The 21,988-nt window shown below is 73.2% G+C and carries 19 protein-coding genes; 9 read left to right on the plus strand and 10 right to left on the minus strand.

The annotated features are described in order from the left end of the window. Nucleotides 1-7: 7 nt before the first annotated feature. Together ACBR40_RS19710 and tdh are read right to left on the minus strand one after the other, a co-directional pair. Nucleotides 8-1,177 (minus strand): glycine C-acetyltransferase, encoded by a 1,170-nt coding sequence (locus ACBR40_RS19710; protein WP_371249654.1) that lies wholly within the window; start codon nucleotides 1,175-1,177, stop codon nucleotides 8-10. Continuing rightward, nucleotides 1,177-2,205 carry an L-threonine 3-dehydrogenase gene (gene tdh / locus ACBR40_RS19715; RefSeq protein ID WP_344211568.1) on the minus strand — a complete coding sequence of 343 codons (1,029 nt, stop codon included), beginning with the start codon at nucleotides 2,203-2,205 and terminating at the stop codon, nucleotides 1,177-1,179. The genes ACBR40_RS19710 and tdh overlap by 1 nt, the downstream gene beginning before the upstream one ends. Nucleotides 2,206-2,367: 162 nt before the next feature. On the opposite strand from tdh, the gene ACBR40_RS19720 reads away from it, so the two are divergent. Together ACBR40_RS19720 and ACBR40_RS19725 are read left to right on the plus strand one after the other, a co-directional pair. Further along, nucleotides 2,368-3,507 (plus strand): ROK family transcriptional regulator, encoded by a 1,140-nt coding sequence (locus ACBR40_RS19720; protein WP_364455684.1) that lies wholly within the window; start codon nucleotides 2,368-2,370, stop codon nucleotides 3,505-3,507. A 68-nt stretch (nucleotides 3,508-3,575) separates the two neighbouring features. Then, nucleotides 3,576-4,745: a Gfo/Idh/MocA family oxidoreductase gene (locus ACBR40_RS19725; RefSeq protein ID WP_344211564.1), complete on the plus strand. Its 1,170-nt coding sequence runs from the start codon at nucleotides 3,576-3,578 to the stop codon at nucleotides 4,743-4,745. A gap of 49 nt (nucleotides 4,746-4,794) precedes the next feature. Here the strand turns inward: ACBR40_RS19725 and ACBR40_RS19730 are convergent, their stop codons facing one another. From ACBR40_RS19730 to ACBR40_RS19760, 7 genes are all read right to left on the minus strand, one after another. Beyond that, nucleotides 4,795-5,871 (minus strand): SPFH domain-containing protein, encoded by a 1,077-nt coding sequence (locus ACBR40_RS19730; protein ID WP_344211562.1) that lies wholly within the window; start codon nucleotides 5,869-5,871, stop codon nucleotides 4,795-4,797. Between the two features lie 2 nt (nucleotides 5,872-5,873). After that, nucleotides 5,874-6,305: an NfeD family protein gene (locus ACBR40_RS19735; RefSeq protein ID WP_344211560.1), complete on the minus strand. Its 432-nt coding sequence runs from the start codon at nucleotides 6,303-6,305 to the stop codon at nucleotides 5,874-5,876. 55 nt (nucleotides 6,306-6,360) lie between these two features. Next, a complete protein-coding gene (locus ACBR40_RS19740; protein ID WP_371249655.1) occupies nucleotides 6,361-7,575 on the minus strand; it encodes an Ig-like domain-containing protein in 1,215 nt (404 codons plus the stop codon). A 60-nt stretch (nucleotides 7,576-7,635) separates the two neighbouring features. After that, nucleotides 7,636-8,766 carry a fumarylacetoacetase gene (gene fahA, locus ACBR40_RS19745; RefSeq protein WP_344211556.1) on the minus strand — a complete coding sequence of 377 codons (1,131 nt, stop codon included), beginning with the start codon at nucleotides 8,764-8,766 and terminating at the stop codon, nucleotides 7,636-7,638. Next, entirely contained in the window at nucleotides 8,763-9,536 is a 774-nt protein-coding gene (locus ACBR40_RS19750; protein WP_371249656.1) for a hypothetical protein, read from the minus strand. Before ACBR40_RS19750 ends, fahA begins: the two co-directional genes overlap by 4 nt. Further along, the gene (locus ACBR40_RS19755) at nucleotides 9,533-10,702 is read right to left on the minus strand and encodes a homogentisate 1,2-dioxygenase (protein WP_371249657.1); all 1,170 of its coding nucleotides are present in this window, start codon (nucleotides 10,700-10,702) and stop codon (nucleotides 9,533-9,535) included. Before ACBR40_RS19755 ends, ACBR40_RS19750 begins: the two co-directional genes overlap by 4 nt. 81 nt (nucleotides 10,703-10,783) lie before the next feature. Then, on the minus strand, nucleotides 10,784-11,413 hold the full coding sequence (locus ACBR40_RS19760) for a helix-turn-helix domain-containing protein (protein ID WP_344211550.1): 630 nt from the start codon (nucleotides 11,411-11,413) through the stop codon (nucleotides 10,784-10,786). A gap of 71 nt (nucleotides 11,414-11,484) precedes the next feature. On the opposite strand from ACBR40_RS19760, the gene ACBR40_RS19765 reads away from it, so the two are divergent. Continuing rightward, nucleotides 11,485-12,120 (plus strand): hypothetical protein, encoded by a 636-nt coding sequence (locus ACBR40_RS19765; RefSeq protein WP_344211548.1) that lies wholly within the window; start codon nucleotides 11,485-11,487, stop codon nucleotides 12,118-12,120. Here the strand turns inward: ACBR40_RS19765 and ACBR40_RS19770 are convergent. Beyond that, nucleotides 12,110-13,360, minus strand: coding sequence for an MFS transporter (locus ACBR40_RS19770; RefSeq protein ID WP_371249658.1), 1,251 nt, complete (start codon nucleotides 13,358-13,360; stop codon nucleotides 12,110-12,112). The genes ACBR40_RS19765 and ACBR40_RS19770 overlap by 11 nt on opposite strands. A 175-nt stretch (nucleotides 13,361-13,535) precedes the next feature. On the opposite strand from ACBR40_RS19770, the gene ACBR40_RS19775 reads away from it, so the two are divergent. The 6 genes from ACBR40_RS19775 (at nucleotide 13,536) to ACBR40_RS19800 (ending at nucleotide 21,962) form a co-directional block, all read left to right on the plus strand. Continuing rightward, a complete protein-coding gene (locus ACBR40_RS19775; protein ID WP_371249659.1) occupies nucleotides 13,536-15,191 on the plus strand; it encodes a fatty acyl-AMP ligase in 1,656 nt (551 codons plus the stop codon). Further along, the gene (locus tag ACBR40_RS19780) at nucleotides 15,184-17,610 is read left to right on the plus strand and encodes an MMPL family transporter (protein ID WP_371249660.1); all 2,427 of its coding nucleotides are present in this window, start codon (nucleotides 15,184-15,186) and stop codon (nucleotides 17,608-17,610) included. Before ACBR40_RS19775 ends, ACBR40_RS19780 begins: the two co-directional genes overlap by 8 nt. Next, nucleotides 17,607-18,953 carry an MFS transporter gene (locus ACBR40_RS19785; RefSeq protein ID WP_371249661.1) on the plus strand — a complete coding sequence of 449 codons (1,347 nt, stop codon included), beginning with the start codon at nucleotides 17,607-17,609 and terminating at the stop codon, nucleotides 18,951-18,953. The genes ACBR40_RS19780 and ACBR40_RS19785 overlap by 4 nt, the downstream gene beginning before the upstream one ends. Before the next feature lie 47 nt (nucleotides 18,954-19,000). Continuing rightward, on the plus strand, nucleotides 19,001-20,200 hold the full coding sequence (locus tag ACBR40_RS19790) for a glycosyltransferase (RefSeq protein ID WP_371249662.1): 1,200 nt from the start codon (nucleotides 19,001-19,003) through the stop codon (nucleotides 20,198-20,200). Nucleotides 20,201-20,252: 52 nt separating this feature from the next. Next, nucleotides 20,253-21,533, plus strand: coding sequence for a hypothetical protein (locus ACBR40_RS19795; RefSeq protein ID WP_371249663.1), 1,281 nt, complete (start codon nucleotides 20,253-20,255; stop codon nucleotides 21,531-21,533). Nucleotides 21,534-21,629: 96 nt separating this feature from the next. Beyond that, nucleotides 21,630-21,962 (plus strand): hypothetical protein, encoded by a 333-nt coding sequence (locus tag ACBR40_RS19800; protein WP_371249664.1) that lies wholly within the window; start codon nucleotides 21,630-21,632, stop codon nucleotides 21,960-21,962. Nucleotides 21,963-21,988 lie beyond the last annotated feature (26 nt).

Genomic DNA, 21,988 nt, shown 5'->3' on the forward strand with positions numbered 1-21,988 from the left:
AGGATACTCAGCTACGTGCGCGTACGAAGGCGTCCACCGCCCGGTCGACGTCCTCCTCGCGGTGCGCGGCCGAGAGCTGCACCCGGATCCGCGCCTGCCCCTGCGGCACCACCGGGTACGAGAACCCGACGACGTAGATCCCGAGGTCGAGCAGCCGCTCGGCCATCGCGCCCGCCTCGGCCGCGTCGCCGATCATGACCGGCACGATCGGGTGGTCGCCGGGCAGGATGTCGAAACCGGCCTCGGTCATCGCGGCGCGGAAGCGGGCGGTGTTGGCGCGCAGCCGCTCACGGGCCTCGCTGGTGGTCTCCAGCAGGTCGAGGATGCGCAGCGAGGCGGCCGCGATGACGGGCGCGAGGGAGTTGGAGAACAGGTAGGGGCGCGAGCGCTGGCGCAGCAGCGCGCAGATCTCCGCGCGGGCCGCGACGTAGCCGCCGCTGGCCCCGCCGAGCGCCTTGCCGAGGGTGCCGGTGATGATGTCCACGCGGTCGGTGACGCCGTGCAGCTCGGGCGTGCCGCGTCCCGTGGGGCCGACGAAGCCGACGGCGTGCGAGTCGTCCACCATGACCATGGCGTCGTAGCGGTCGGCGAGGTCGCAGATCTCGCGCAGCGGGGCGACGTAGCCGTCCATGGAGAAGACGCCGTCGGTGACGATGAGCCGCCGCCGCGCCTCCGACGCCTCCTTCAGCCGGGCCTCCAGCTCGGCCATGTCGCGGTTGGCGTAGCGCAGGCGCTGGGCCTTCGACAGGCGGATGCCGTCGATGATGCTGGCGTGGTTGAGCGCGTCGGAGATGACCGCGTCCTGGGCGTCGAGCAGCGTCTCGAAGACGCCGCCGTTGGCGTCGAAGCACGAGCTGTAGAGGACGGTGTCCTCCATGCCGAGGAACTCCGACAGCCGGGACTCCAGCTCCTTGTGCACCTCCTGCGTGCCGCAGATGAAGCGTACGGAGGCCATGCCGAACCCCCACCGGTCCAGCGCCTCCTTGGCCGCCGCGACCACCTCGGGGTGGTCGGCGAGGCCCAGGTAGTTGTTGGCGCAGAAGTTGAGCACCTCGCGCCCGGCCACGCCGACCTCGGCGCTCTGCGGGGTGGTGATGACCCGCTCGGGCTTGAGCAGCCCGGCCTCGGCGATCTCGTCGAGGGTCGTCCGCAGCTGCCCGCGCACGTTGGTGAACATCAAGCGCTCCAATCCAGAATGACCTTGCCGGTACGCCCGCCGGCCGCCGTGTCGAAGGCCGCCTCGAAGTCGCGGTAGTCGAACCTGTGGGTGATGACGGGGGAGAGGTCGAGCCCCTTCTCCAGCAGGACGGACATGTTGTACCAGGTCTCGTACATCTCCCTGCCGTAGATCCCCTTGATGGTGATCATGGAGGTGACGACCGTGGCCCAGTCGATCGCGAACTCCTCGGCGGGCAGCCCGAGCATGGCGATCCTGCCGCCGTGCGTCATGTGCGCGATCATCTCGCGCACCGCCGCCGGGTTGCCGGACATCTCCAGCCCGACGTCGAAGCCCTCGCGCATCTGGAGCCGGCGCATGCCCTCCTCGATGGAGGTGCGGGAGACGTTGAGCGCGAGCGAGACCCCGAGCTTGGTGGCCAGGTCGAGGCGCTCGTCGCTGACGTCGGTGATCATCACGTTGCGCGCGCCGACGTGGGTGGCGACGGCCGCCGCCATCAGGCCGATCGGGCCGGCGCCGGTGATCAGGACGTCCTCGCCGACCAGGGGGAAGGAGAGCGCGGTGTGCACGGCGTTGCCGAACGGGTCGAAGATGGCGGCGATGTCGGGGTGGACCGGGGTGCGGTGGACCCAGACGTTGGTGGCGGGGAGGGTGACGTACTCGGCGAACGCGCCGTCCCTGTTGACCCCGAGGCCGATCGTGTTGCGGCACAGGTGGCGGCGGCCGGCCATGCAGTTGCGGCACTTGCCGCAGACCAGGTGGCCCTCGCCGCTGACGAGGTCGCCGACGGCGACGTCCTCGACGCCGGGCGCCACCTCGACCACGTGGCCGCAGAACTCGTGCCCGGCGACGAGGGGCAGCTTCAGCGTGTGCCTGGCCCAGTCGTCGTACTTGCGGATGTGCAGGTCCGTGCCGCAGATGCCGGTGCGCAGCACGCGGATCTTCACCTCGCCGGGCCCCACCTCGGGCTCCGGGACGTCCACCAGCCACAGACCGGGCTCGGCCTTCTCCTTGACCAGCGCTTTCATGGCCCTCTCTCCCCCTAGGTCGAACCTAACGCACTGTGCCCGGTCCACTCGTGAGGTGTCCATCGAGGACTTCTTAAGTGCCCCCACAGCTCAGCTTCACGCGGGCCCGCGAGCAGGCACAATTACGCAATAGGCTTGAAGATGACTCGATGTGGAGGTCACGTGCGACAGCAGAGCGGCGACGCCTCCCTCCTGCGCAGGCTCAACTCGGCGGCGATCCTGCGCGTGCTGCGCGAGGTGGACGTCGCCACGCTGTCGGAGCTGGCCAGGGCCGTCCGGGTGTCGCGGCCGACGGCCGAGACCATCGTGGACGACCTGGTCGCCGAGGGCTGGGCCGAGGAGTGGACGGAGGACGAGGGCGACCGGCAGCGCGGGCGGCCGGCCCGGCGGTTCAGGTTCCGCGCGGGAGCCGGGCACGTGCTCGGCGTCTCCATCGGCGGCTCCAGTGTGCGGGCCATGGTGGCCGACCTCGCGGGCACGGTGCGGGCCTCCGGCTGCGTGCCCACCCACCGGCACCTGAGCGCGGCCGAGCGGCTGGACGCGGCGACCGCGCTGGCCGCCGAGACCGCCGGCCGGGCGGGTCTGACGCTGGAGGGCCTGGTGGCCGCCGGCGTCGGCACCACCGGCACCGTGGACGCGGCGGGCCGGGTGGTCAAGAGCGTCGCGCTGGACGACTGGACGGGGCTCGACCTGCGCGGCGAGCTGGCCCGCAGGCTGCCCGTCCCCGTGCTGGTGGACAACGACATGCGCCTCGCGGTGCTGGCCGAGCACTGGCGCGGCGCGGCGCGGGGCCGCTCCGACGTGGTCTACCTGTTCACCGGCGACCGCATCGGCATGGGCCTGCTGGTCGGCGGCCGGCCGCACCGGGGCGCGCACGCGGCCGGGGGCGAGATCGGCTCCCAGCCCAACGACAACTGGACGGCGTTCCGGCACGTCATCGACTACGCGATGGCGGCCGAGCCGGGGGAGCTGCGCTCGATGCGGCAGAGCGCCGACTTCGCGATCGGCCGGGCCCGCGCGGGCGAGGAGCGGGCCGCGACGGCCGTGCGCGAGCTGGCCCGCGGGCTGGCGGCGGGCCTGGTCACCGTGGTCAACCCGCTCGACCCCGAGATGGTGGTCATCGGCGGCGCGCTGGCCTCGGCCGGCGACCTGCTGGTGGAGCCGGCGCGTGAGGTCTTCGAGCGTCACTGCCTCTATCCGCCCGAGGTCGTGGCCTCGGCGCTGGGCGCCGACTGCATCGTGATCGGCGCGGTCCGCCTGGCCCTCGACCACGCCGACCAGCACCTGTTTGCGCTGGATTAAAGCTAGTTGTTTTCATAATTGACCGCTAGCCTGCAGGTCACACAACGCTCGAACGTGGAAGGACTCGTGTGAAAGACCTGCGCATCGGAGTCATCGGTCTCGGCCTGCGGACGAGCCTCGCGCTGCACGCGCACCGTCCCGGCGGCGGATCGGTCGTGGCCGCGCTCTGCGACTCCGACCCCGCGGTGCTCAAGAGCCAGTCGGCCCGCTTCGAGGCCGGCTTCCTCACCGAGGACTACCGCGCGCTCCTCGACCGGCCCGACCTCGACGCCGTCATCGTCAACACCCCCGACGACACCCACGAGCGCATCGCCATCGACTGCCTGGAGGCCGGCAAGGCCGTCTACCTGGAGAAGCCGATGGCGATCACCGTGGAGGGCTGCGACGCCGTCCTGCGCGCCGCCCGCCGCACCGGCACCCGCCTGTACGTCGGCCACAACATGCGCCACATGGGCGTGGTCCGGCTGATGCGCGACATCATCCGCAAGGGCGTCATCGGCGAGCCCAAGACCGTGTGGGTGCGGCACTTCGTCGGCTACGGCGGCGACTACTACTTCAAGGACTGGCACGCCGACCGCACCCGCACCACCGGCCTGCTGCTGCAGAAGGCCGCCCACGACCTCGACGTGATCCACTGGCTGGCCGGCGGCTACACCACCCGGGTCAACGCGCTCGGCGACCTCATGGTCTACGGCGACCTGCCGCGCCGCGCCCCCGGCACCCCGCGTCCGGACGACTGGCTGCGCACGTACGAGTGGCCGCCCACCGCCCGCCGCGACCTGCACCACGTCGTGGACGTCGAGGACGTCTCCGTGATGAACATGCGCCTGGACAACGGCGTCATCGCCGCCTACCAGCAGTGCCACTTCTCGCCCGACTACGTGCGCAACTACACCGTCATCGGCACCGAGGGGCGGCTGGAGAACTTCGGCGACGGGCCCGGCGACACGGTCAAGGTCTGGAACACCGGGCCGACCGGCTACCGGGACGACTGCGACATCGCGTACAAGGTGCCGCTGGCCGAGGGGTCGCACGGCGGGGCGGACGCCGAGATCATCGGCGAGTTCCGCAGGTTCGTCCAGGAGGGCGGGGCCACCGACACCTCGCCGGTGGCGGCGCGGATGAGCGTGGCGGCCGGCTACATGGCGACGATGTCGCTGCGCGACGGCGGCATGCCGTACGACGTGCCGCCGCTCGATCCGGACCTGGCCGCGTACTTCGCGGGCGGGCAGGCGTGAACCACGACGGCCCGGCCCCGCGAGGGGACCGGGCCGGTGCGCCAGGGGCTCAGCGCTCGGCCTCCTTGGGCTGCGGGTCGAGGTCGGGGAAGGGGGACGGCTCCTGCATGGCCTGGGTGAGCTGGCGCGGGCCCTTGGGGTCGGCCTCCTGGGCGTCGGCGACGGCCTCGGCCGCGGCCTCCGCCGCGCGGGCGGCGTCCTCGTCGGCCGCCGAGTGCTCCGGAGCCACCTCCTCGCGGGTGGCCGCCGAACGCGGCAGCGCCTCGGTGAACGCCTTCGACACGCCCGTCAGCGCCGAGGTGACCTCGCTCGGGATCACCCAGAACGTGTTGCCCTGACCCTGGGCGAGCTGCGGCAGCACCTGGAGGTACTGGTAGGCGAGCAGCTTGGGGTCGGGGTCGTTGCGGTGCACGGCCTGGAAGACCTGGTCGATGGCGCGCGACTGGCCCTCGGCCTCCAGGATCGCCGCGGCCCTGGTGCCCTCGGCGCGCAGGATGCGGCTCTGCTTGTCGCCCTCGGCCGTGAGGATTTGCGACTGGCGCTGGCCCTCGGCGGTCAGGATCGCGGCCCGCTTGTCGCGCTCGGCCCGCATCTGCTTCTCCATCGCGTCCTTGATGGTCTTGGGCGGATCGATCGCCTTGATCTCGACGCGGTTGACGCGGATGCCCCACTTGCCGGTGGCCTCGTCGAGCACCCCGCGCAACTGGCTGTTGATGGTGTCGCGGGAGGTCAGCGTCTTCTCCAGGTCCATCGAGCCGACGACGTTGCGCAGCGTGGTGACGGTGAGCTGCTCGACGGCCTGGATGTAGTTGGCGATCTCGTACGCCGCCGCCCGCGGGTCGGTGACCTGGAAGTAGAGCACCGTGTCGATCTCGACGACCAGGTTGTCCTCGGTGATGACCGGCTGCGGGCGGAACGAGACGACCTGCTCCCGCAGATCGATCATGGCGTAGACGCGGTCGATGTACGGGATGACGAAGTTGAGCCCGGGTTTGAGCGTGCGGTGGTAACGGCCGAGCCGCTCGACGTTGCGGGCCCGGGCCTGCGGCACGATCCGTACGGCTCTGAGCACGGTGAAGACGGCGAACAGGATGACGAAGATGCCGACCATCAAGAGCGGATCCATGCCTACTCCCGGGGATATACGAGGGCGGTCGCGCCCTCGATCTCGATGATGTCTACGGTCGCGCCCGCGGGGATCACGAGTGTCTCGTCGTAGGCACGCGCCGACCACTCCTCGCCCCCGACGCGGATCCGCCCCTCACGCCCGGTGACCTCCGAGACCGTGTACGCAGGCTTGCCGACGAGGGCTTCCACGCCGAACCGCTGGAGCTGCGGCTGCTTGATGTGCCGCAGGGCGAGCGGCCTGACGACCAGGAGACCGGCCGCGGAGGCGGCGGCGAAGAATATTAACTGCAGCGGGACGGGCAGGCCGATGGCCGCGGTCGCGGCGGTGAGGAGGGCCGCCGCGCCGAGCAGCCCGAGAGCCGCCGTGAAGGTGAAAAGCTCCGCCACGCCGAGGACGACTGCGAGGATTACCCAGATGACCCATTCATCCATGTCCGGCCCTCCTGTAAGAACAACGGGCCCGTGCCGCGGGTGGTTCCCCCCTCTTCTAACCTAGCCCCGGAGTCAACCCCGGCGGCACCCTCTCACCTGCGGCGTCGGCGGCCCGCAGGGCGCTCCCCTCGATCCACCTCTCCCAGGTGAGCTGCCAGAAACCCCACCCGTTGTCCCACGCGAGCTCGCGCCCGGTGCCGGTGATCGTGACGGGATCGCCGCGCAGCGAGCTCGCGTAGAACCAGGCGGCCTGGTCGGGGCGGGCGTTGACGCAGCCGTGGCTGACGTTGCGGCGGCCCTGGGCCCACACGTTGTCCTTGGCGTGGATGTACTCGCCGCTGTCGGAGATGCGTACGGCGTGCTCGATGAGCAGGTCGTAGAAGCCGGGATCGCCCTTCTCGCGGCCGGGGGAGATCATGCGGACCGGGTCGCCCTTGTCCATGGTGAGGTGCACGCCGCTGGTCGTGGTGTATTCGCGGGTGGTGGCCATGCCGGCGCTGATCGCCATGCGCTGGGCGGTGCGGCCGTCGCGTTCGACCGTCATCCGGTGGGTGCGGGTGTCGACCACGCTGGTCTGGGCGCGGCCGACGGTGAAGGCGAAGGTGGAGTCGACGGCTCCGTGCATGCCGTCGGCCGCGCGCACCCCTGCCAGGTGCGCGGTGACGGTGACCCGCTGCCTGGGCGTCCAGAAGCGGCGCGTGCGGTAGATGACGCGGGTGTCGCCGGCCCAGTGCCAGGCGCCCTCGGCGGGATGCCCGGACCTGACCTCAAGGGCCCGCTCGACGGCCGCCTTGTCCTCGATCGGGCGGTCGAAGTCGAGGATGACCGGCATGCCGACGCCGACCGTCTCGCCGGGCAGCGGCGCGGTGGCCGCGAGCCCGAAGGTCTCCTGGGCGGGGCGGGTGCGGAAACGGCCGGCCAGCACGGTGGCGGGGCCGCCCGGCGAGGTGGCGGTGGCGGCCACGGTGTATTCGGCGCCGGGCTTCAGCGTCCAGTCGGAGCGCCAGACGCGGCGCTCGGCGTCGAGCCGGCCGGGCACCGGCTCGCCGCCGGTGAGCGCCGCCACCTCGCTCAGCGTGCCGCCCGTCGCCCTGATCACCAGGCCGCGCCCCGGCCGGGCGCGGACGCTGTCGAGGGCCGGCGCGATCTTCACGACCGGCGGGGCGGCGGGCGTCTCCGCGGTGACCGGCCCGCAGCCGCACGCCACGGACACCGCCGCCATGGCGCAGACCAGGAGGAAGGCGACACGAAGCGTCGCGGCACGCCGCATGAGAGATGACTCCTGCTGTCCGGGAGAAGGGGTCCCCCAAGATTAGCGGGGAGCCACCGGTCAAGCACCTTGAGTGACATTCAGGGCCTGTACGACAGTTCCGGAAACCTCCCCCAAGGTCACGTCGCCGGCCGTCGCCCTGATCGTCACCGTGTCGCCGTCCTCCAGGAACGTGCGCGTCTCGCCGCTGCCGAGCTTGATCGGGTCGGCGCCGTTCCAGGTCAGCTCGATGAACGAGCCGCGCTGGCCGCGCTCGGGACCCGAGATCGTGCCGCTGGCGAACAGGTCGCCGGTGCGCAGCGACGCACCGTTCACGGTCAGGTGCGCGAGCATCTGGTCGGGCGTCCAGTACATCTCCGCGTAAGGGGGCCGGGCCACGACCTCGCCGTTGAGCAGGATCTCGACCGCGATGTCCAGCCCCCAGTCCGCCTTCCTGCGCAGGTAGGGCAGCGGCTCGGGGTCCTGCGCCCGCCCCGGGATCCGGGGCAGCGCCTCCAGCGGCGTCACCCACGGCGAGACCGACGTGGCGAACGACTTGGCCAGGAACGGCCCGAGCGGGCGGTACTCCCACGACTGGATGTCGCGCGCGCTCCAGTCGTTGACCAGCGTCACCCCGAACACGTGGTCCTCGAACTCGCCGGCCGGCGTGCCCATCTCCGTCGGCACCCCGACCACGAACCCCAGCTCGGCCTCGACGTCCAGCTTCCCGCACGGCCCGAACCGGCCCGCGCCGAGCTGCCCCTGAGGCCGGCGCACCGGCGTGCCGGACACCACGACCGTGCCCGACCTGCCGTGGTAGCCGACCGGCAGGTGCCGCCAGTTGGGCATCAGCGGCTCGTCGTCCGGCCGGAACATCCGCCCGACGTTGCTCGCGTGCTCCAGCGAGCAGTAGAAGTCGACGTAGTCGGCCACCTCGACGGGCATGTGCAGCTCGACCTGCGCCAGGGGGACCAGGTGGCGCTCGACGACCGACAGGTCGCTCGTCAGCTTCTCCTGGATGAGCGCCCGGGTGTCCCGCCAGGCCGCGCGGCCCCGCGCCATGAACGGGTTGAGCGACGGCGCGGCGAACACCTCGTCGTGCAGCGCGGCGGTCAGGTCGAGCACCCTGTCGCCGTAGCGCACCCCGACGCGGGGCTCCTGCCCCGGCAGGGAGAAGACGCCGTACGGCAGGTTGTCGATGCCCCAGCTCACTGATCCTCCTCGATCAGGCCCAGCGTACGCAGGTCCTCCAAAGGCGTGTGGGTGGCGCAGGAGCCGTAGCTCACCAGCAGCCGCCGCGCCCGCGCCGCGATCTCCTCGGGCACCGCCCGCGCCATCCGCACGAGCTGCCCCACGTCGGTCATGCGCAGGGCGTGCGCGGGATCGCGCCCCTGCACGGCCTCGCAGACGGCCAGCAGCAGGTTGAGGAACCCGTGCCGGTCCACGCCGAGCGAGGGGTCGAAGTGCCGCACCGCGTGGTGCAGCCCCGCGGTGGCCTTGAACGGCACTCCGTGGTCCACGCACGACCTGACGAACGCCGCCAGCGGCTCCACCGCCGGGAACGCGTCGGCCGTCAGCCCGCCGCAGCGCACCTTGAGCCCCGTGCCCTCGGGCACGTCGATCGCCAGCTTGCGCGGCTGGACCTCGGCGAACAGCCGGACCCCCAGGGGCAGCCGGAGCCGCGCGGCGAGCGCCTCGACGGTCTCGCCCTCCGGCAGCGGCGTCTCGACCAGGTCGATCGGCAGGTCGCCGAAGTCGGGCAGCTCCTCGGTGTCGAGGATCAGCCCGATGCGCTCCGGCCGGAAGTCCTGGCCGCGCAGCCGGTCGAGACGGCCGGCCGGGCACAGGAAGCGGTTGGTGAGCACCGGGTTGCCGCTCTCCAGGTCGCGCCGGTTGCGGGCGAGCGCCTCCTCCATGTGCAGGGACGTCGGCGGGAACAGCCCGGCGTCGTCCACGAGCGCGGCGTACAGGGTGGCGCTCATCGGGCCCACGTCCAGGCGTAGCCGGAGTTCTCGCAGGACAGGGCGGCCGGGCCGAGGTCGAGCGGGCGGAAGGTGTCGACCATGACGGCCATCTCGCTGGTGGTCGTCACGCCGTTCGCCACCGCCTCGACGACCGCCTCGACCGCGCCGGGCTGCGGCCCGTGCGTGAAACCGGCCGGGTGCAGCGACACCGAGCCGACGTCGATGCCCGAGCCCCTGCGGGCCGAGTAGTCGCCGCCCACGTAGAACATGAACTCGTCGGAGTCCACGTTGTGGTGGTTGTACGGGATCGGCACGGCCTCGGGGTGGAAGTCCAGCGGCCGGGGGCAGAACGAGCACACCACGAACCCCGGCCCCTCGAACGTCTGGTGCACCGGCGGCGGCGCGTGCGTCTTCTTCACCACCGGCTCGAAGTCCTCGATGTTGAACGCGTACGGGTAGAGGCAGCCGTCCCAGCCCACCACGTCGAACGGGTGGTCGCGGTAGACCAGCCGGGTCAGTCCGCCGCGCGTGCGCACCAGCACCGGCACCTCCTCGCCCTCGGCGAGCAGCGGCTCGGAGGGGGCGCGCAGGTCGCGCTCGCAGTAGGGCGCGTGCTCCAGGAACTGGCCGTACTGCGACAGATAGCGCTTGGGCGGCCTGATGTGCCCGGACGCCTCGATGGCCAGCACGTTGACCTGGCCGTCCGGCACCCAGCGGTGGATGGTGCCGGTCGGGATGACGACGTAGTCGCCCTCGCCGGCCTCGATCACGCCGTAGGTGGACTCGAAGCGCACCCGGCCGCGCTGGACGTAGACGCACTCGTCGCCCATGGAGTTGCGGTAGAGCTCGCTCGGGCGGTCGCTGGTCGCGTACGACAAGCGGACGTCGCCGTTGCCCGCCAGCAGCATGCGCCCGCCCACCAGGTCGCCCGCGCTGCCCAGCTCCTGGGTGCGGAAGTGGCGCGGCGACAGCGGCAGGTTGGGCTCCAGTCGCGTCCCGGCGACCGGCTCGACGGCCTCGGCCTTGACGATCGCGGTCGGCAGGTGGCGGTGGTAGAGCAGCGAGGAGTCGGACGAGAAGCCCTCCTCGCCCATCAGCTCCTCGGCGTAGAGCCCGCCGTCCGGCCGCCTGAACTGCACGTGCCGCTTGCGCGGCACCTCTCCCACGACCCGGTAGTACGGCATACCGGCCCCTCCCAAGCTGTCCTGTTATCGGACGCAAGTGTCCTCTATGTGTACTAACCGTCCGTCATGTGCCCGAGGATGTCAACCCAGCGCGGCCGACAGCTCGGCCGCCGCCGCCACCACGCGCGCCCCCGCGCGCTCGTCCAGAGGCCCGAACGTCACCACCCCCACCGACGCCTCCAGCCACGGCAGCCCGGTCACCGGCGCGGCGACGCCCCGGGCTCCTTCCTGCAACTGCCCCTCAGAGACGAAGTAGTCGCCGCGCCCCTCGCGCAGCGCCAGGATCGCCTGCCCCGCCGCGCCCCTGGTCAGCGGATGCCGGGAGCCCTCCCGGTAGGCCACGTGCATGTCGGTCCACGACGGCTCCACCACCGCCACGGCGAGGCCGTCGTCCCCCTCGGCCACGGTCAGGTGCGCGGTCGCGCCCACCTCCTCGGCCAGCCGCCGCAGGGTCGGCACCGCCGCCGCCCGCAGCAGCGGCTGCACCGCCTGCGCCAGCACCAGCACCCCGAACCCCAGATGCACCCGCCCATCGGCGTCACGGCGGACGAACCCCTCCGCCATCAGGGCCGTGAGCAGCCGGTAGACCACCGGCCGGCTCAGCCGCAGCTCACCCGCCAGCTCCGTCGGCGTGCGCCCGGCCTTGCCGTCGGCGAGCAGTCGCAGCAGGCGAAGCCCGCGTTCCAAGGTCTGTACGGATTCAGCGGCCATCTCCCCATTATCTGGTGACGCTGCGCCGCGAAGGGGGTACGTACGGGAAGCAGCGGAACCGGGGGGTGCACGTGCGGCAAAGGTGGGTCTTCCTGCTGGCCGGGATGGCCGTGTGCGGGCTGTCCGCCACGGTGCCGTCGCTGACCGAGCCGATCGCGCCCGTCGAGCTGATGGCCCGGGAGACTCCCTACCACCGCCCCGAGGGCGAGCTGGTCGAGGACACCTTCTACGTCACCGAGGGCATCGAGGTCGCCCAGCAGCTCCTGCCCACCGCCAAGGGCGTCTCCGTCCGGCCGGCCTACCTCGCCGTCGGCGTCAGCGTGGACGAGGGCGGGCGCCTCCACGGCAAGCCCGCCCGCGTCGGCACCTACGTCGCTCCCGTCCAGATCTGCTCCGGCTCGTCCTGCCGGGAGACGCGGGTGACCCTGGTGGTGCTCGGCAACGTCCCCTGGACGCCGCGCGACCTGATCTTCCCCGGCAAGGCCGGGGTGCCGCTGAACGGCGAGATCGGGATCAACGGCGGCCCGCCTGGCGTGCTCCCCACCTTCACCGTCACCGACCACGGCAGGCTGCCCGAGGGCGTCTCCATCGGCCCCGACGGGCACGTGGGCGGCGTCCCGGCGAAGGCCGGCATCTCGGAGGTGCCGGTGCGGATCTGCGTGGCGGGCAACTGCGCGGGCGTGGTGGTCCGGCTCATCATCGAGTGACGGGCTCGACCGGCTCGACCGGCGCGCGCAGGTTCCGCACGCCGGGGGCCAGCAGCGCGCCCAGCGTGCACACCACGATGATCGCGGCGCAGGCCAGCAGCGACGTCTCCGCCCCGAACGCGTCCGCCGCGCCTCCGGCCAGCAGCAGCCCGAGCGGCCCGAACATGAGCGAGCCGAGCATGTCGTACGAGCTGACCCGCGACAGCGCCTCGGGCGGCACCTCCCGCTGCATCGTGGTCTGCCAGAGCACGCCGAAGACGTCGAAGCACACCCCGAGCACGAACGCCGCGGCCACGGCCGCCCAGAGCGGCGCGTCGCTGCCGAGCAGCAGGTACGGCAGCGCCACCGGCAGGCACAGCAGCACCGCCACCAGGATCGGCCGCCGGGGGCGCAGCCGGATCGACACCAGCACCCCGGCGATCATCCCGACGGCCTCGGCCGCGAGGAACGCCGACCAGGCCGCCGGCCCCCCGAGGTGGTCCTTGAACAGCAGCGGCCCGAGCACGCCGTGCCCCGCCTCGAACGCCATGATCAGCAGCGAGAACTGCGCCACGACCACCCAGAGCCACTGCCGGCTGCGGAACTCCCGCCAGCCGTCCCGCAGGTCCTTCAGCACCGAGTGCCGCTCGCCCGGCGGGCGCTCGATCCGGTCGAAGCGCATGAGCGCGACGAGCACGCCCGCCCCGCCGAACATGGCCCCGCTGGCCACCAGCGCCCAGCCGCCGCCGAACAGCGTCACCGTGCCGCCGCCCAGCACCGCCCCGCCGACGCGGGAGGCGTTCGCGCCGAGGCCGAGCAGCGCGTTGCCGGACTGCAGCCGGTCGGGCGGCACGACGTCGGGGATGATCCCGGTGAGCGCGGGCAGCGCGAGCGACGTGGCGATGCCGGTGAGCGCCGCGGCCGTCATCAGCGCGGGCATCGGCGTCCAGCCGGTGAGCATCATGGCGCCGATCGCGAAGTAGCCGGCGGAGGCCAGGAACTCGCCGGTCATCATGACCTGCTGGCGCGGCAGCCGGTCGGCGACGACCCCGCCCACCAGCATGAACGCGATCATGGGCACCGAGGCCGCAGCGAGGACCATCGACAGTGTTCCGGCGCTCGCCCCGGGCAGTTCGAGCACGCCGAACGCCAGCGCCACCGGGGCGAAGGCGCTGCCGAGGACGGAGATGGTCCGCCCGGACAACAGCAGCGCGAAGCGGCGATCCCGGAGCAGGCCGAGATCGCGTGCGTAGTCGTGCACCAAGAACCCCCTACAAAACGGTCAAAGCCTGCCATCCGGCCCCGTGTCTTGTCACTCGATAAAAAAGACGGGCCGCGGAATGTGCAGGGGTTTGGCAAGAATCGCGGCCCGATCCTCCCGTAATTTGCTAGGTCCCTCCAGCTCCAGCCAAGGGGACGCGGGCATGCCGGACGAGATGCTAATCACACGGGTGGCGCGGTGGGCGCGCGAGGTCCCGGACGCGCCGGCGTACACGTTCGTGGACCACCTCGGGGACGGCTCCCGGCGGACGTACACGTGGGCGCGGGCCGACCTCAAGGCCAGGGCGCTCGCGGTACGGCTGCGCGAGCTGGCCCGCCCCGGCGACCGGGCGGCCGTGCTCGCGCCGTCCGGGCTGGACTACGTGGTCGCCGTGCTCGGCACGATGTACGCCAGGCTGGTGGCGGTCCCGCTGTTCGCCCCCGGGCTGCCGGGGCACGGCGAGCGGCTGGAGCGGGCGTTCGCCGACGCCGCCCCCGCCGTCGTGCTCACCACGACGGCCGCGCGGCCCGGTGTGGACGCCTTCCTGGGGGAGGCCCGGCTTTTTGAAGAGGAGCCGCCCGTCGTCGTCGTGGACGCCGTCTCCGATCTGCTCGCCGACGAGTGGGAGCGCGAGCCGATCGCCGCGGGCGACCTCGCCTACCTGCAGTACACCTCCGGCTCGACCCGCGCCCCCGCCGGAGTCGAGATCACGCACGGCAACCTCACGGCCAACGCCGCCCAGCTCTGGGAGGTCTTCCGCGCCCGGCCCCGCGTCTCGGCGGCGGTGCTCTGGCTGCCGCTCTTCCACGACATGGGGCTGGTCGCCACCGTCGCCATGCCGATCATGGGGGCGAACCGGGCGGTGTTCATGGACCCGGTGGCGTTCGTCATGAGCCCGGTACGGTGGCTGCGGCTGCTGTCGGAGGAGGCCGACGCCTTCACCGGCGCGCCCAACTTCGCCTACGAGTTCACCGCCGCCCGCGTCCGCCCCGAGGACAAGGAAGGGCTCGACCTGTCCGGGGTCCGGGTCATGCTCAACGGGGCCGAGCCGGTCCGGCCGGGCGCGTTCGCCGCCTTCGACGCGGCCTTCGCCGGGTGCGGGCTGCGGCCCGAGGCGCACACGCCCGCGTACGGGCTGGCCGAGGCCACCGTGTTCGTCGCCGCCACCGGCCGCGACGAGCGGCCCGTCGTGACGGCCTTCTCCCGCGACGCCCTGCGCGAGGGGCGCGCCGTCCCCTGGACCGAGGGCCCGGCCAGTCACCTGGTCGCCTGCGGGCGGCCGCACGGGCAGCGGGTCAGGATCGTCGGCGACGCCGGCGACCAGCCGGACGGCCACGTCGGCGAGATCTGGGTGCGCGGGCCGAACGTGGCCCGCGCCTACTGGCGCGACCCCGCCCGCACCGCCGAGGTCTTCGGCGCCGACAGCTGGCTGCGCACCGGCGACCTCGGCGTGTGGCACGACGACCGCCTCTACGTCACCGGCCGCATCAAGGACCTCGTCATCGTGGACGGCCGCAACCACTACCCGCAGGACATCGAGGCCACGGTCCAGGAGGCGCACGAGGCGGTGCGGCGCGACCGGGTGGCGGCCTTCGCGGTGCCGGGCGAGGACACCGAGCGGCTGGTCGTGGTGGCCGAGCGGTCCCGGCGCGGGCAGGGGGCCGACGCGGCGGAGGTCGCGCGGGCGGTGCGGGCCGCCGTACGTGCCGGGCACGACCTCGCGGTGCACGACTTCGTGCTGACCGAGGCCGGGGCCGTGCCCCGCACCTCCAGCGGCAAGCTCGCCCGGCGCGCCTGCCTGCGGGCGTACCTGGAGGGCGCCCTTGTTTGAGCGCGCGGGCCGCCTGGTCTACCGCGGCAGGTGGACGCTGCTGGTGCTGAGCCTGGCGGCCGCCCTCCTCGTCGCGCCGCTCGGCATGGAGCTGTTCGGGCGGATGGCCGACGGCGGCTTCGAGGACCCGCGCGCCGACTCCACCACCGCCGCCCGGTGGAGCGACGACTGGTACGGCGCGCACGCCCCCGACGTCGTCGTCCTCTACCACCACCCGTCCGTCAAGGCCCGCGACCCCCGATACAAGAAGGCGGTGCACGACGCGCTGCGGGCGCTGCCGGCCGAGCACGTGGGGGCGCTCGCGACGTACTGGACGACCGGGTCGAAGCTGATGGTGTCGAAGGACGGGCGGTCCACGTACGCGCTGGTCACGCTCAAGGGCGACAAGCAGGCCGGCTACGCGGCCGTCGCCGACCGGCTGCGGCGGGCCACGAACCTCCAGGTCTCGGTCGGCGGGCCGGTGCCGCTGCTGAAGGAGCTCAACGACCAGACCGCCGCCGACCTCGCCCGCGCCGAGGCCATCTCGATGCCGGTGCTGCTGGTGCTGCTGGTCGTGGTGTTCGGCAGCCTGGTGGCGGCCGGGCTGCCGCTGCTCGTGGGGGCGTTCGCGGTGCTCGGCGCGCTGGTGCTGCTGCGGCTGCTCACCGAGGTCACCGAGGTCTCGGTCTTCTCGCTCAACGTCGTCACCATGCTCGGGCTCGGGCTCGCCGTGGACTACTCGCTGTTCGTGCTCAAGGCGTTCCGCGAGGAGATCGCGGCCGGGGCGACGAGCGAGCAGGCCGTGGTGCGGACCATGGCCACCGCCGGGCGTACCGTCGCCTTCTCCGGGCTGACCGTGGCGACGGCGCTGCTCGGGCTGCTGGTGTTCCCGCAGATGTTCCTGCGCTCGATCGGGCTCGGCGCGGCGGCCGTGGTGCTGGTCGCGATGGGCGCGGCGCTCGTCGTGCTGCCGGCCGCGCTCGGCGTGCTCGGGCGGCGGGTGAACGCGCTCCGGCTCACCCCCGACCTCGGGGACGGCGGGAGCGGCGGCGGCATGTGGCACGCCGTCGCCTCCAGCGTCATGCGCCGGCCGGTGCTCTACTTCGTGGCCGTGGCCGCCGTGCTGGTGGCGCTGGCCGCGCCGTTCCTGCACGTCACGTTCGGCAACGTGGACCACCGCGTGCTGCCCGCGGACTCCGAGAGCCGCCGGGTGGCCGAGATCGTCGACCGGGACTTCGGGCGCAACTCGATGGCCGCGATCGACGTGCACGTGCTGGTCGAGCGGTCCTTCACCGAGGCGCCCGCCCGGCCGGGGCCGCTCGGCCAGGGGCACGCGGCGATCAGCGCCGTCACCCCCGTCACGCCGGACGACGCCGACCCGCTCGCCGCGCGGCTGCGCCGGCTGCCCCACGTCACCGGCGTGGACGTCGCCGGGCTGTCGGAGGACAACGGGGCCGTCCGGCTCGCCGTCCGCTACGACGTGGACCCCATGTCGGCGGACGCGCAGCACCTCGTCACCGCCATCAGAACGTTGTCGCCGGAGCCGAACGTACGGCGCGTCGTCGTCGGCGGGCCCACGGCCGCGCAGATGGACCTCATGGACAGCCTCGCCGCCCGGCTGCCCTGGATGGCCCTGGTGGTGGGGTCGGTGACCGCGGTGCTGCTGTTCGCCGCGTTCGGGTCCGTGGTGCTGCCGGTCAAGGCGCTGCTCATGAACGTGCTGTCCATCGGGGCCTCGCTCGGGGTGATCGTGTGGGCGTTCCAGGACGGGCACCTCGCGTCCGTGCTGGGCTTCACCTCCACCGGGACCGTCGAGGCGACCGTGACCGTGCTGATCCTCGCCGTGGTGTTCGGGCTGTCGATGGACTACGAGCTGTTCCTGCTGTCGCGGGTGCGGGCCGAGTGGCTGCGCACCGGGGACAATACCGCCGCCGTGGCCGCCGGGCTGCGGCAGACCGGCGGGGTGATCACCAGCGCGGCGCTGCTGCTGCTGGTGGTGATCGGGGCGTTCTCGACCGCAGGGATCACCATCGTGAAGCTGCTGGGGGTGGGGTTGTTCGTGGCCATCGTGGTGGACGCGACCCTGGTGCGGGCGCTGCTGGTGCCCGCGACGATGCGGCTCATGGGCGGGGCCAACTGGTGGCTGCCCCGGCCGCTGCGCGCGCTGCACCGGCGCGTGGAGTTCCGCGAGCCGGCCGCGGCTCCGGGAAACCCGACCCTGCGTGAGCCCGTGGCGGCTCCGGGCACCCCGGCCCTGCGCGAGCCCGTGGCGGCTCCGGGGCCCCCGGCCCCGCGCGAGGACCCGTCCGGGGCCGGAGGGCGTGGCCGGCCCAGGGCCGAGGGCGGGCCACGGTGGGAGCGGATCGGGCGCGAACGGGACCGCGTGGTGCGGGCCACCCCCGACGGGACCGGCTGGACCTGGGTGGAGGTGGACCGGTGACCGGCCGCACCGCGACCCGCCCGGCGACCGGCCGCCGGCTGCTGACCGCCGTCGCCCTCGCCGGGTTCCTCACCACCCTGGACAACACCGTCGTCACCGTCGCGCTCCCCAGCATCCAGCGCGACCTCGGCGCGAGCCTCGCCGCCCTGGAATGGGTGGCCACCGGTTACCTGCTGACGTTCGCCGGTCTCATGCCCGCCGGCGGGCGGCTGGCCGACGTCTGGGGGCACCGGACGACGTTGCTGACCGGGCTGATGCTGTTCACCGCGGCCTCGTTCGCGGCCGGGCTGGCCGGGACGGTGGGGCCGCTGGTGGCCGCCCGGCTCGTCCAGGGGGCGGGCGCGGCGCTGGTGCTGCCCGCGACGCTCGCCGTGCTCGCCGTGCTCGACGAGCGGCGGCGCTCGACGGGCGTGGCCGTCTGGATGGCGTCCGGGGCGGCCGCGCTCGCGCTCGGGCCGGTGGTCGGCGGCTACCTGAGCCAGCACGCCCACTGGAGCTGGGTGTTCCTCGTCAACGTGCCGCTGGGCGCGGCGGTCGTCGCGCTCGCCGCTGTGGCGGTGCCCGCCTCGCGGCCGGTACGGCGGGCGCTGGACGTGCCCGGCGTGCTGGCCTCGGCGGTGTTCCTGGCGTCGGGGACCTTCGCCCTGATCCACGGCGGCGAGCACGGGTACGGCTCTCCGGCGGTCGTCGCCGCGCTGGCGCTGTGCGCGGGCGGCGGGGCCGCGTTCGCCGTGGCCGAGCGGCGGGCCGCCGATCCGATGGTGGACCTGCGGCTGTTCGCGGTGCGGGCCTTCGCGGGCGGGGTGGCGGCCCAGGTGCTCTGGGGGCTCGGCGTGAACGGCGTGTTCTTCTACACGGCGATCTTCCTGCAAGGGGTGCTCGGGTTCACGCCGACCGGGTCGGGGCTCGCGTTCGTACCGCTCGCGCTGCTCGTGGTGCTGGTCACGCCGCTCGCTCCGCTCCTGGAGCGGCGGGTGGGCGCGGGGCGCACTGTGGCGGCCGGGCTGACGCTGGTCGCGGGCGGGATGGCGGTCGCGGCGACGCTGGAGGCGGGCGACGGATGGGGGCGGCTGCTGCCCGCCGTGTGCGCGATCGGGATCGGCTCGGCGCTCACCATGCCGCTGGGCTCGGCCGTGCTGGGCGCGGTGCCCGCGTCGCGGGCCGGGGTCGCGGGCGGGGTCTTCTCGGTCAGCAGGGAGGTGTCCGGGCTGTTCGGGATCGCCGCCGTCGGGGCGGTCGTGCAGGCCGCCCCGAGCTTCGCCGCCGGGTACGCCACCGGGCTGCTCGCGGCGGCCGGGCTGGTGCTGGCGGGCGCGCTGATCGCGCTGAGAACGCTCAAGTGACGCGGGGCCGGGCGCTGTCGTGAGGGTTCTGTCGTGAGGGCGCTGTCGTGAGGGTCGCGGTGCTGGCGCTGGGGTCGCGCGGGGACACGCAGCCGTGCGCCGCGCTGGCGCTTGAACTGGCCGGGCGCGGGCACGACATCGTGCTCGCCGCGCCCGCCCGCTACGCCGCCCTGGCGGCTCCCGGCGTGCGGTTCGTCGCGCTGAGCGTGGACCCCGCGACCGTCCTGGACGGCGAGGAGGGGCGGGCGTGGCTGGACAGCGGGCACCTCGGCTTCGTACGCGGGCTGAGGACGGTCGTCGAGCCGCTGGCCGCCAGGCTGGTCGCCGAGGTGGACGCCGCCTGCGCGGGCGCGGACCTGGTGCTCGCCCCCGCGCTGGGCGCGTTCGGGCGGCATCTGAGCGAGCGGCACGGGATGCCGTACCGGATCCTGCAGTTCCAGCCGAGCGAGCCGACCGGCGAGTTCCCCAACCCGCTGGTGCCGCTCGCCACGCTGGGGCGGCTCGGGAACCGGGCCTCGTACGCGGTCGTGGAGCGGGCCGGGCTGCTGGTGCTCGCCCGTCTGATGAACCGGCTGCGCGCCGAGGTGCTGGGGCTGGGGCCGCTGCGGGGGAGCCCGTTCGCCGCCGACCGGCGGGAGCGGGTGCCGGTGCTGTGCGGGGTCAGCCCGCTGGTGGTGCCGCGCCCGCGCGACTGGCCCGGGTACGTGCACCTGACCGGCTACTGGCGGCTCCCGGGCAAGGGCGGCACCGAGGAATTGGAGGACTTCCTCGCGGCCGGCCCGCCGCCGGTGTTCGTCGGGTTCGGCAGCATGCCGTGCCCGGAGCGGGTGGCCGGGGAGGTCGTCGCCGCGCTGCGGCTGGCCGGGCTGCGCGGCGTCGTCCAGGGACTGCCGGTGGCGGCGGGCGACGACCTGCTGCCGGTGGGGGAGGTGGCGCACGACCTGGTGTTCCCGCGCATGGCGGCGGTCGTGCACCACGGCGGCGCCGGGACCACCGGGACGGCGCTCACGGCCGGGGTGCCGAGCGTGGTCTGCCCGTTCTTCTCCGACCAGCCCTTCTGGGGCCGCCGGGTCGCGGCACTCGGCGCCGGCCCGCCACCGCTGCCGATCCGCCGGCTCGACCGGCGGGAACTGGCCGATCGGCTGCTGGCCGCACCCCGCCACCGCGAGCGGGCCGCCCGACTCGGCGAGCGACTGACGGTCGAGAAGGGAGTACGGACGGCAGCCGATCTCATTGAACGTCCTTGATCAGCCAGATATGGTGCATATGGCCACGATCACCCCCAGGAAGTCAGGTGCCATGCGAAAGCGGCTGCGGCAGCTCCTCGTCCTCGGAATCACCTTGTCGTTCCTCGGGATCGGCCTGCCGGCCTGGTCGGCCGACGATCCGCGCAGCTGTAACGACCTGCTGGCCGCGGACACCCCCGCGTACGTCGTCTGCACCTGGATGGCCACCCCCGAGGAGGCCGCCGACATCGCCAGGTTCTGGCTGGGCAACGACGGCCAGAACATGATCGACTCCGGCCCGCAGGGCACCATCCGCGTCGACTGCACCGACCCCGCCAACGCGTGCGCCGTGGACTCCGAAGGCGACGGCGAGGCCCACGACGCGGGCGACCCGGACGTCGAGGGCGCCGAGGACGGCGGCACCCCCGAGTGCCAGAACGGCGAGCAGTGCTACACCGACGGCAGCGAGATCAGCGCCGCCGACAAGGCCGCCGCCAAGCAGACCGCCGCCGGCCAGGCCGCGACCGCCGCCACCCCGACCGGCCTGCGCCTCTGGATCGAGACCGAGCTGGCCGACGACTACAAGGCCGGCAAGCTGGACGAGGCCGTCAAGAAGGTCGCCGCGCTGGCCGCCACGCAGCCCGGCGTCGTCGGCATCCGCTTCACCTCGCAGCTCGGCTTCAACGAGACGTTCGACAGCGCCGACGAGATCGACAAGTTCGTCGCCACGGCCGCGACCGCGCTGCGCGCCGCCGTGCCGGGCCGCAAGCTGTCGGTGCACACGGTGGCTCCGGTGCTCGGCTGCGGCGCGAACGACGCCTGCAAGGCCGAGATGAGCAAGAAGTACCCGCTGCTCGACCCCGACCGCGTCGGCGCCTGGCTGACCAAGGGCTACGCCGACCAGCTCGCCCTGGACAACGTGCTCCTCGCGAGCGGGTACGCCACCTGGAAGATCGACGCCGCCGAGGCCCAGCGCAACCAGTCCATCCAGATCCGCGGCCGGGCCTGGGACGCCTACGGCCAGATCGCCGTCGAGGACGCCACCGTCACCTCCGCGCTCACCGCCGAGCAGGTCACCCAGGCGCTCACCGAGCGCGTCGCCGCGCCGCTCCAGGAGGACGCCGCCGAGACCGTCACCCTGTGGACCCGCTGGGTGAACCCCGAGAACCAGACAGTCCGCGTCTACGGCGACAAGTGGGCCGCGACCCCGGCGTGGGAGCAGCTCGGGAAGCTCGGCTCGCTCCGCGCCCGCCTGGCCACCTTCTACGACCCGGCCCACCCCGAGGTCGACCTCGCCACCGACCTGAAGCGGCTGTCCGAGGTGTTCGGCCAGGTCTACCTGCACGTCGCCTGAGCCGCCTCGCCCGCGACAGTCGTTGCCCGGACGGGGCCGGCGTGAGAGTTTCGGTAACCGACGGGGGTTGACCATCTCACGCAAGGGGGCTCCGCCATGACGGAGGACTTCGCCGAACTGCCCGCGCCGCAGTCCGTGCGGCTGATCGACTTCGACGAGGCGCGGGTGGTGCCGGGGATCGTGCCGAACACGTTCATCCTGGTCGTCAACGGCACCAAGCCGTACCTGACCATGCACGTCGAGCTGTCGCCGCTCGTGTACGTCCGGCAGCCCGAATACTGGGGGATCGAGGTCGTCGGCAGGCTGCGCGGCATCGGGCTGCCCGCGACCGCGCCCTACTCGGTGTCGCTGCCGCTCGACGGCATCCTCGGCGCCAAGGGGATCGAGGTGATCGGGGCGGGCGGACGCAAGACGTTCGACGTCCCGTAGGCGGAGGACGCGGCGGGCCGATGGCC

Source organism: Nonomuraea sp. AD125B, assembly GCF_041402765.1.
Lineage (GTDB): Bacteria > Actinomycetota > Actinomycetes > Streptosporangiales > Streptosporangiaceae > Nonomuraea > Nonomuraea bangladeshensis.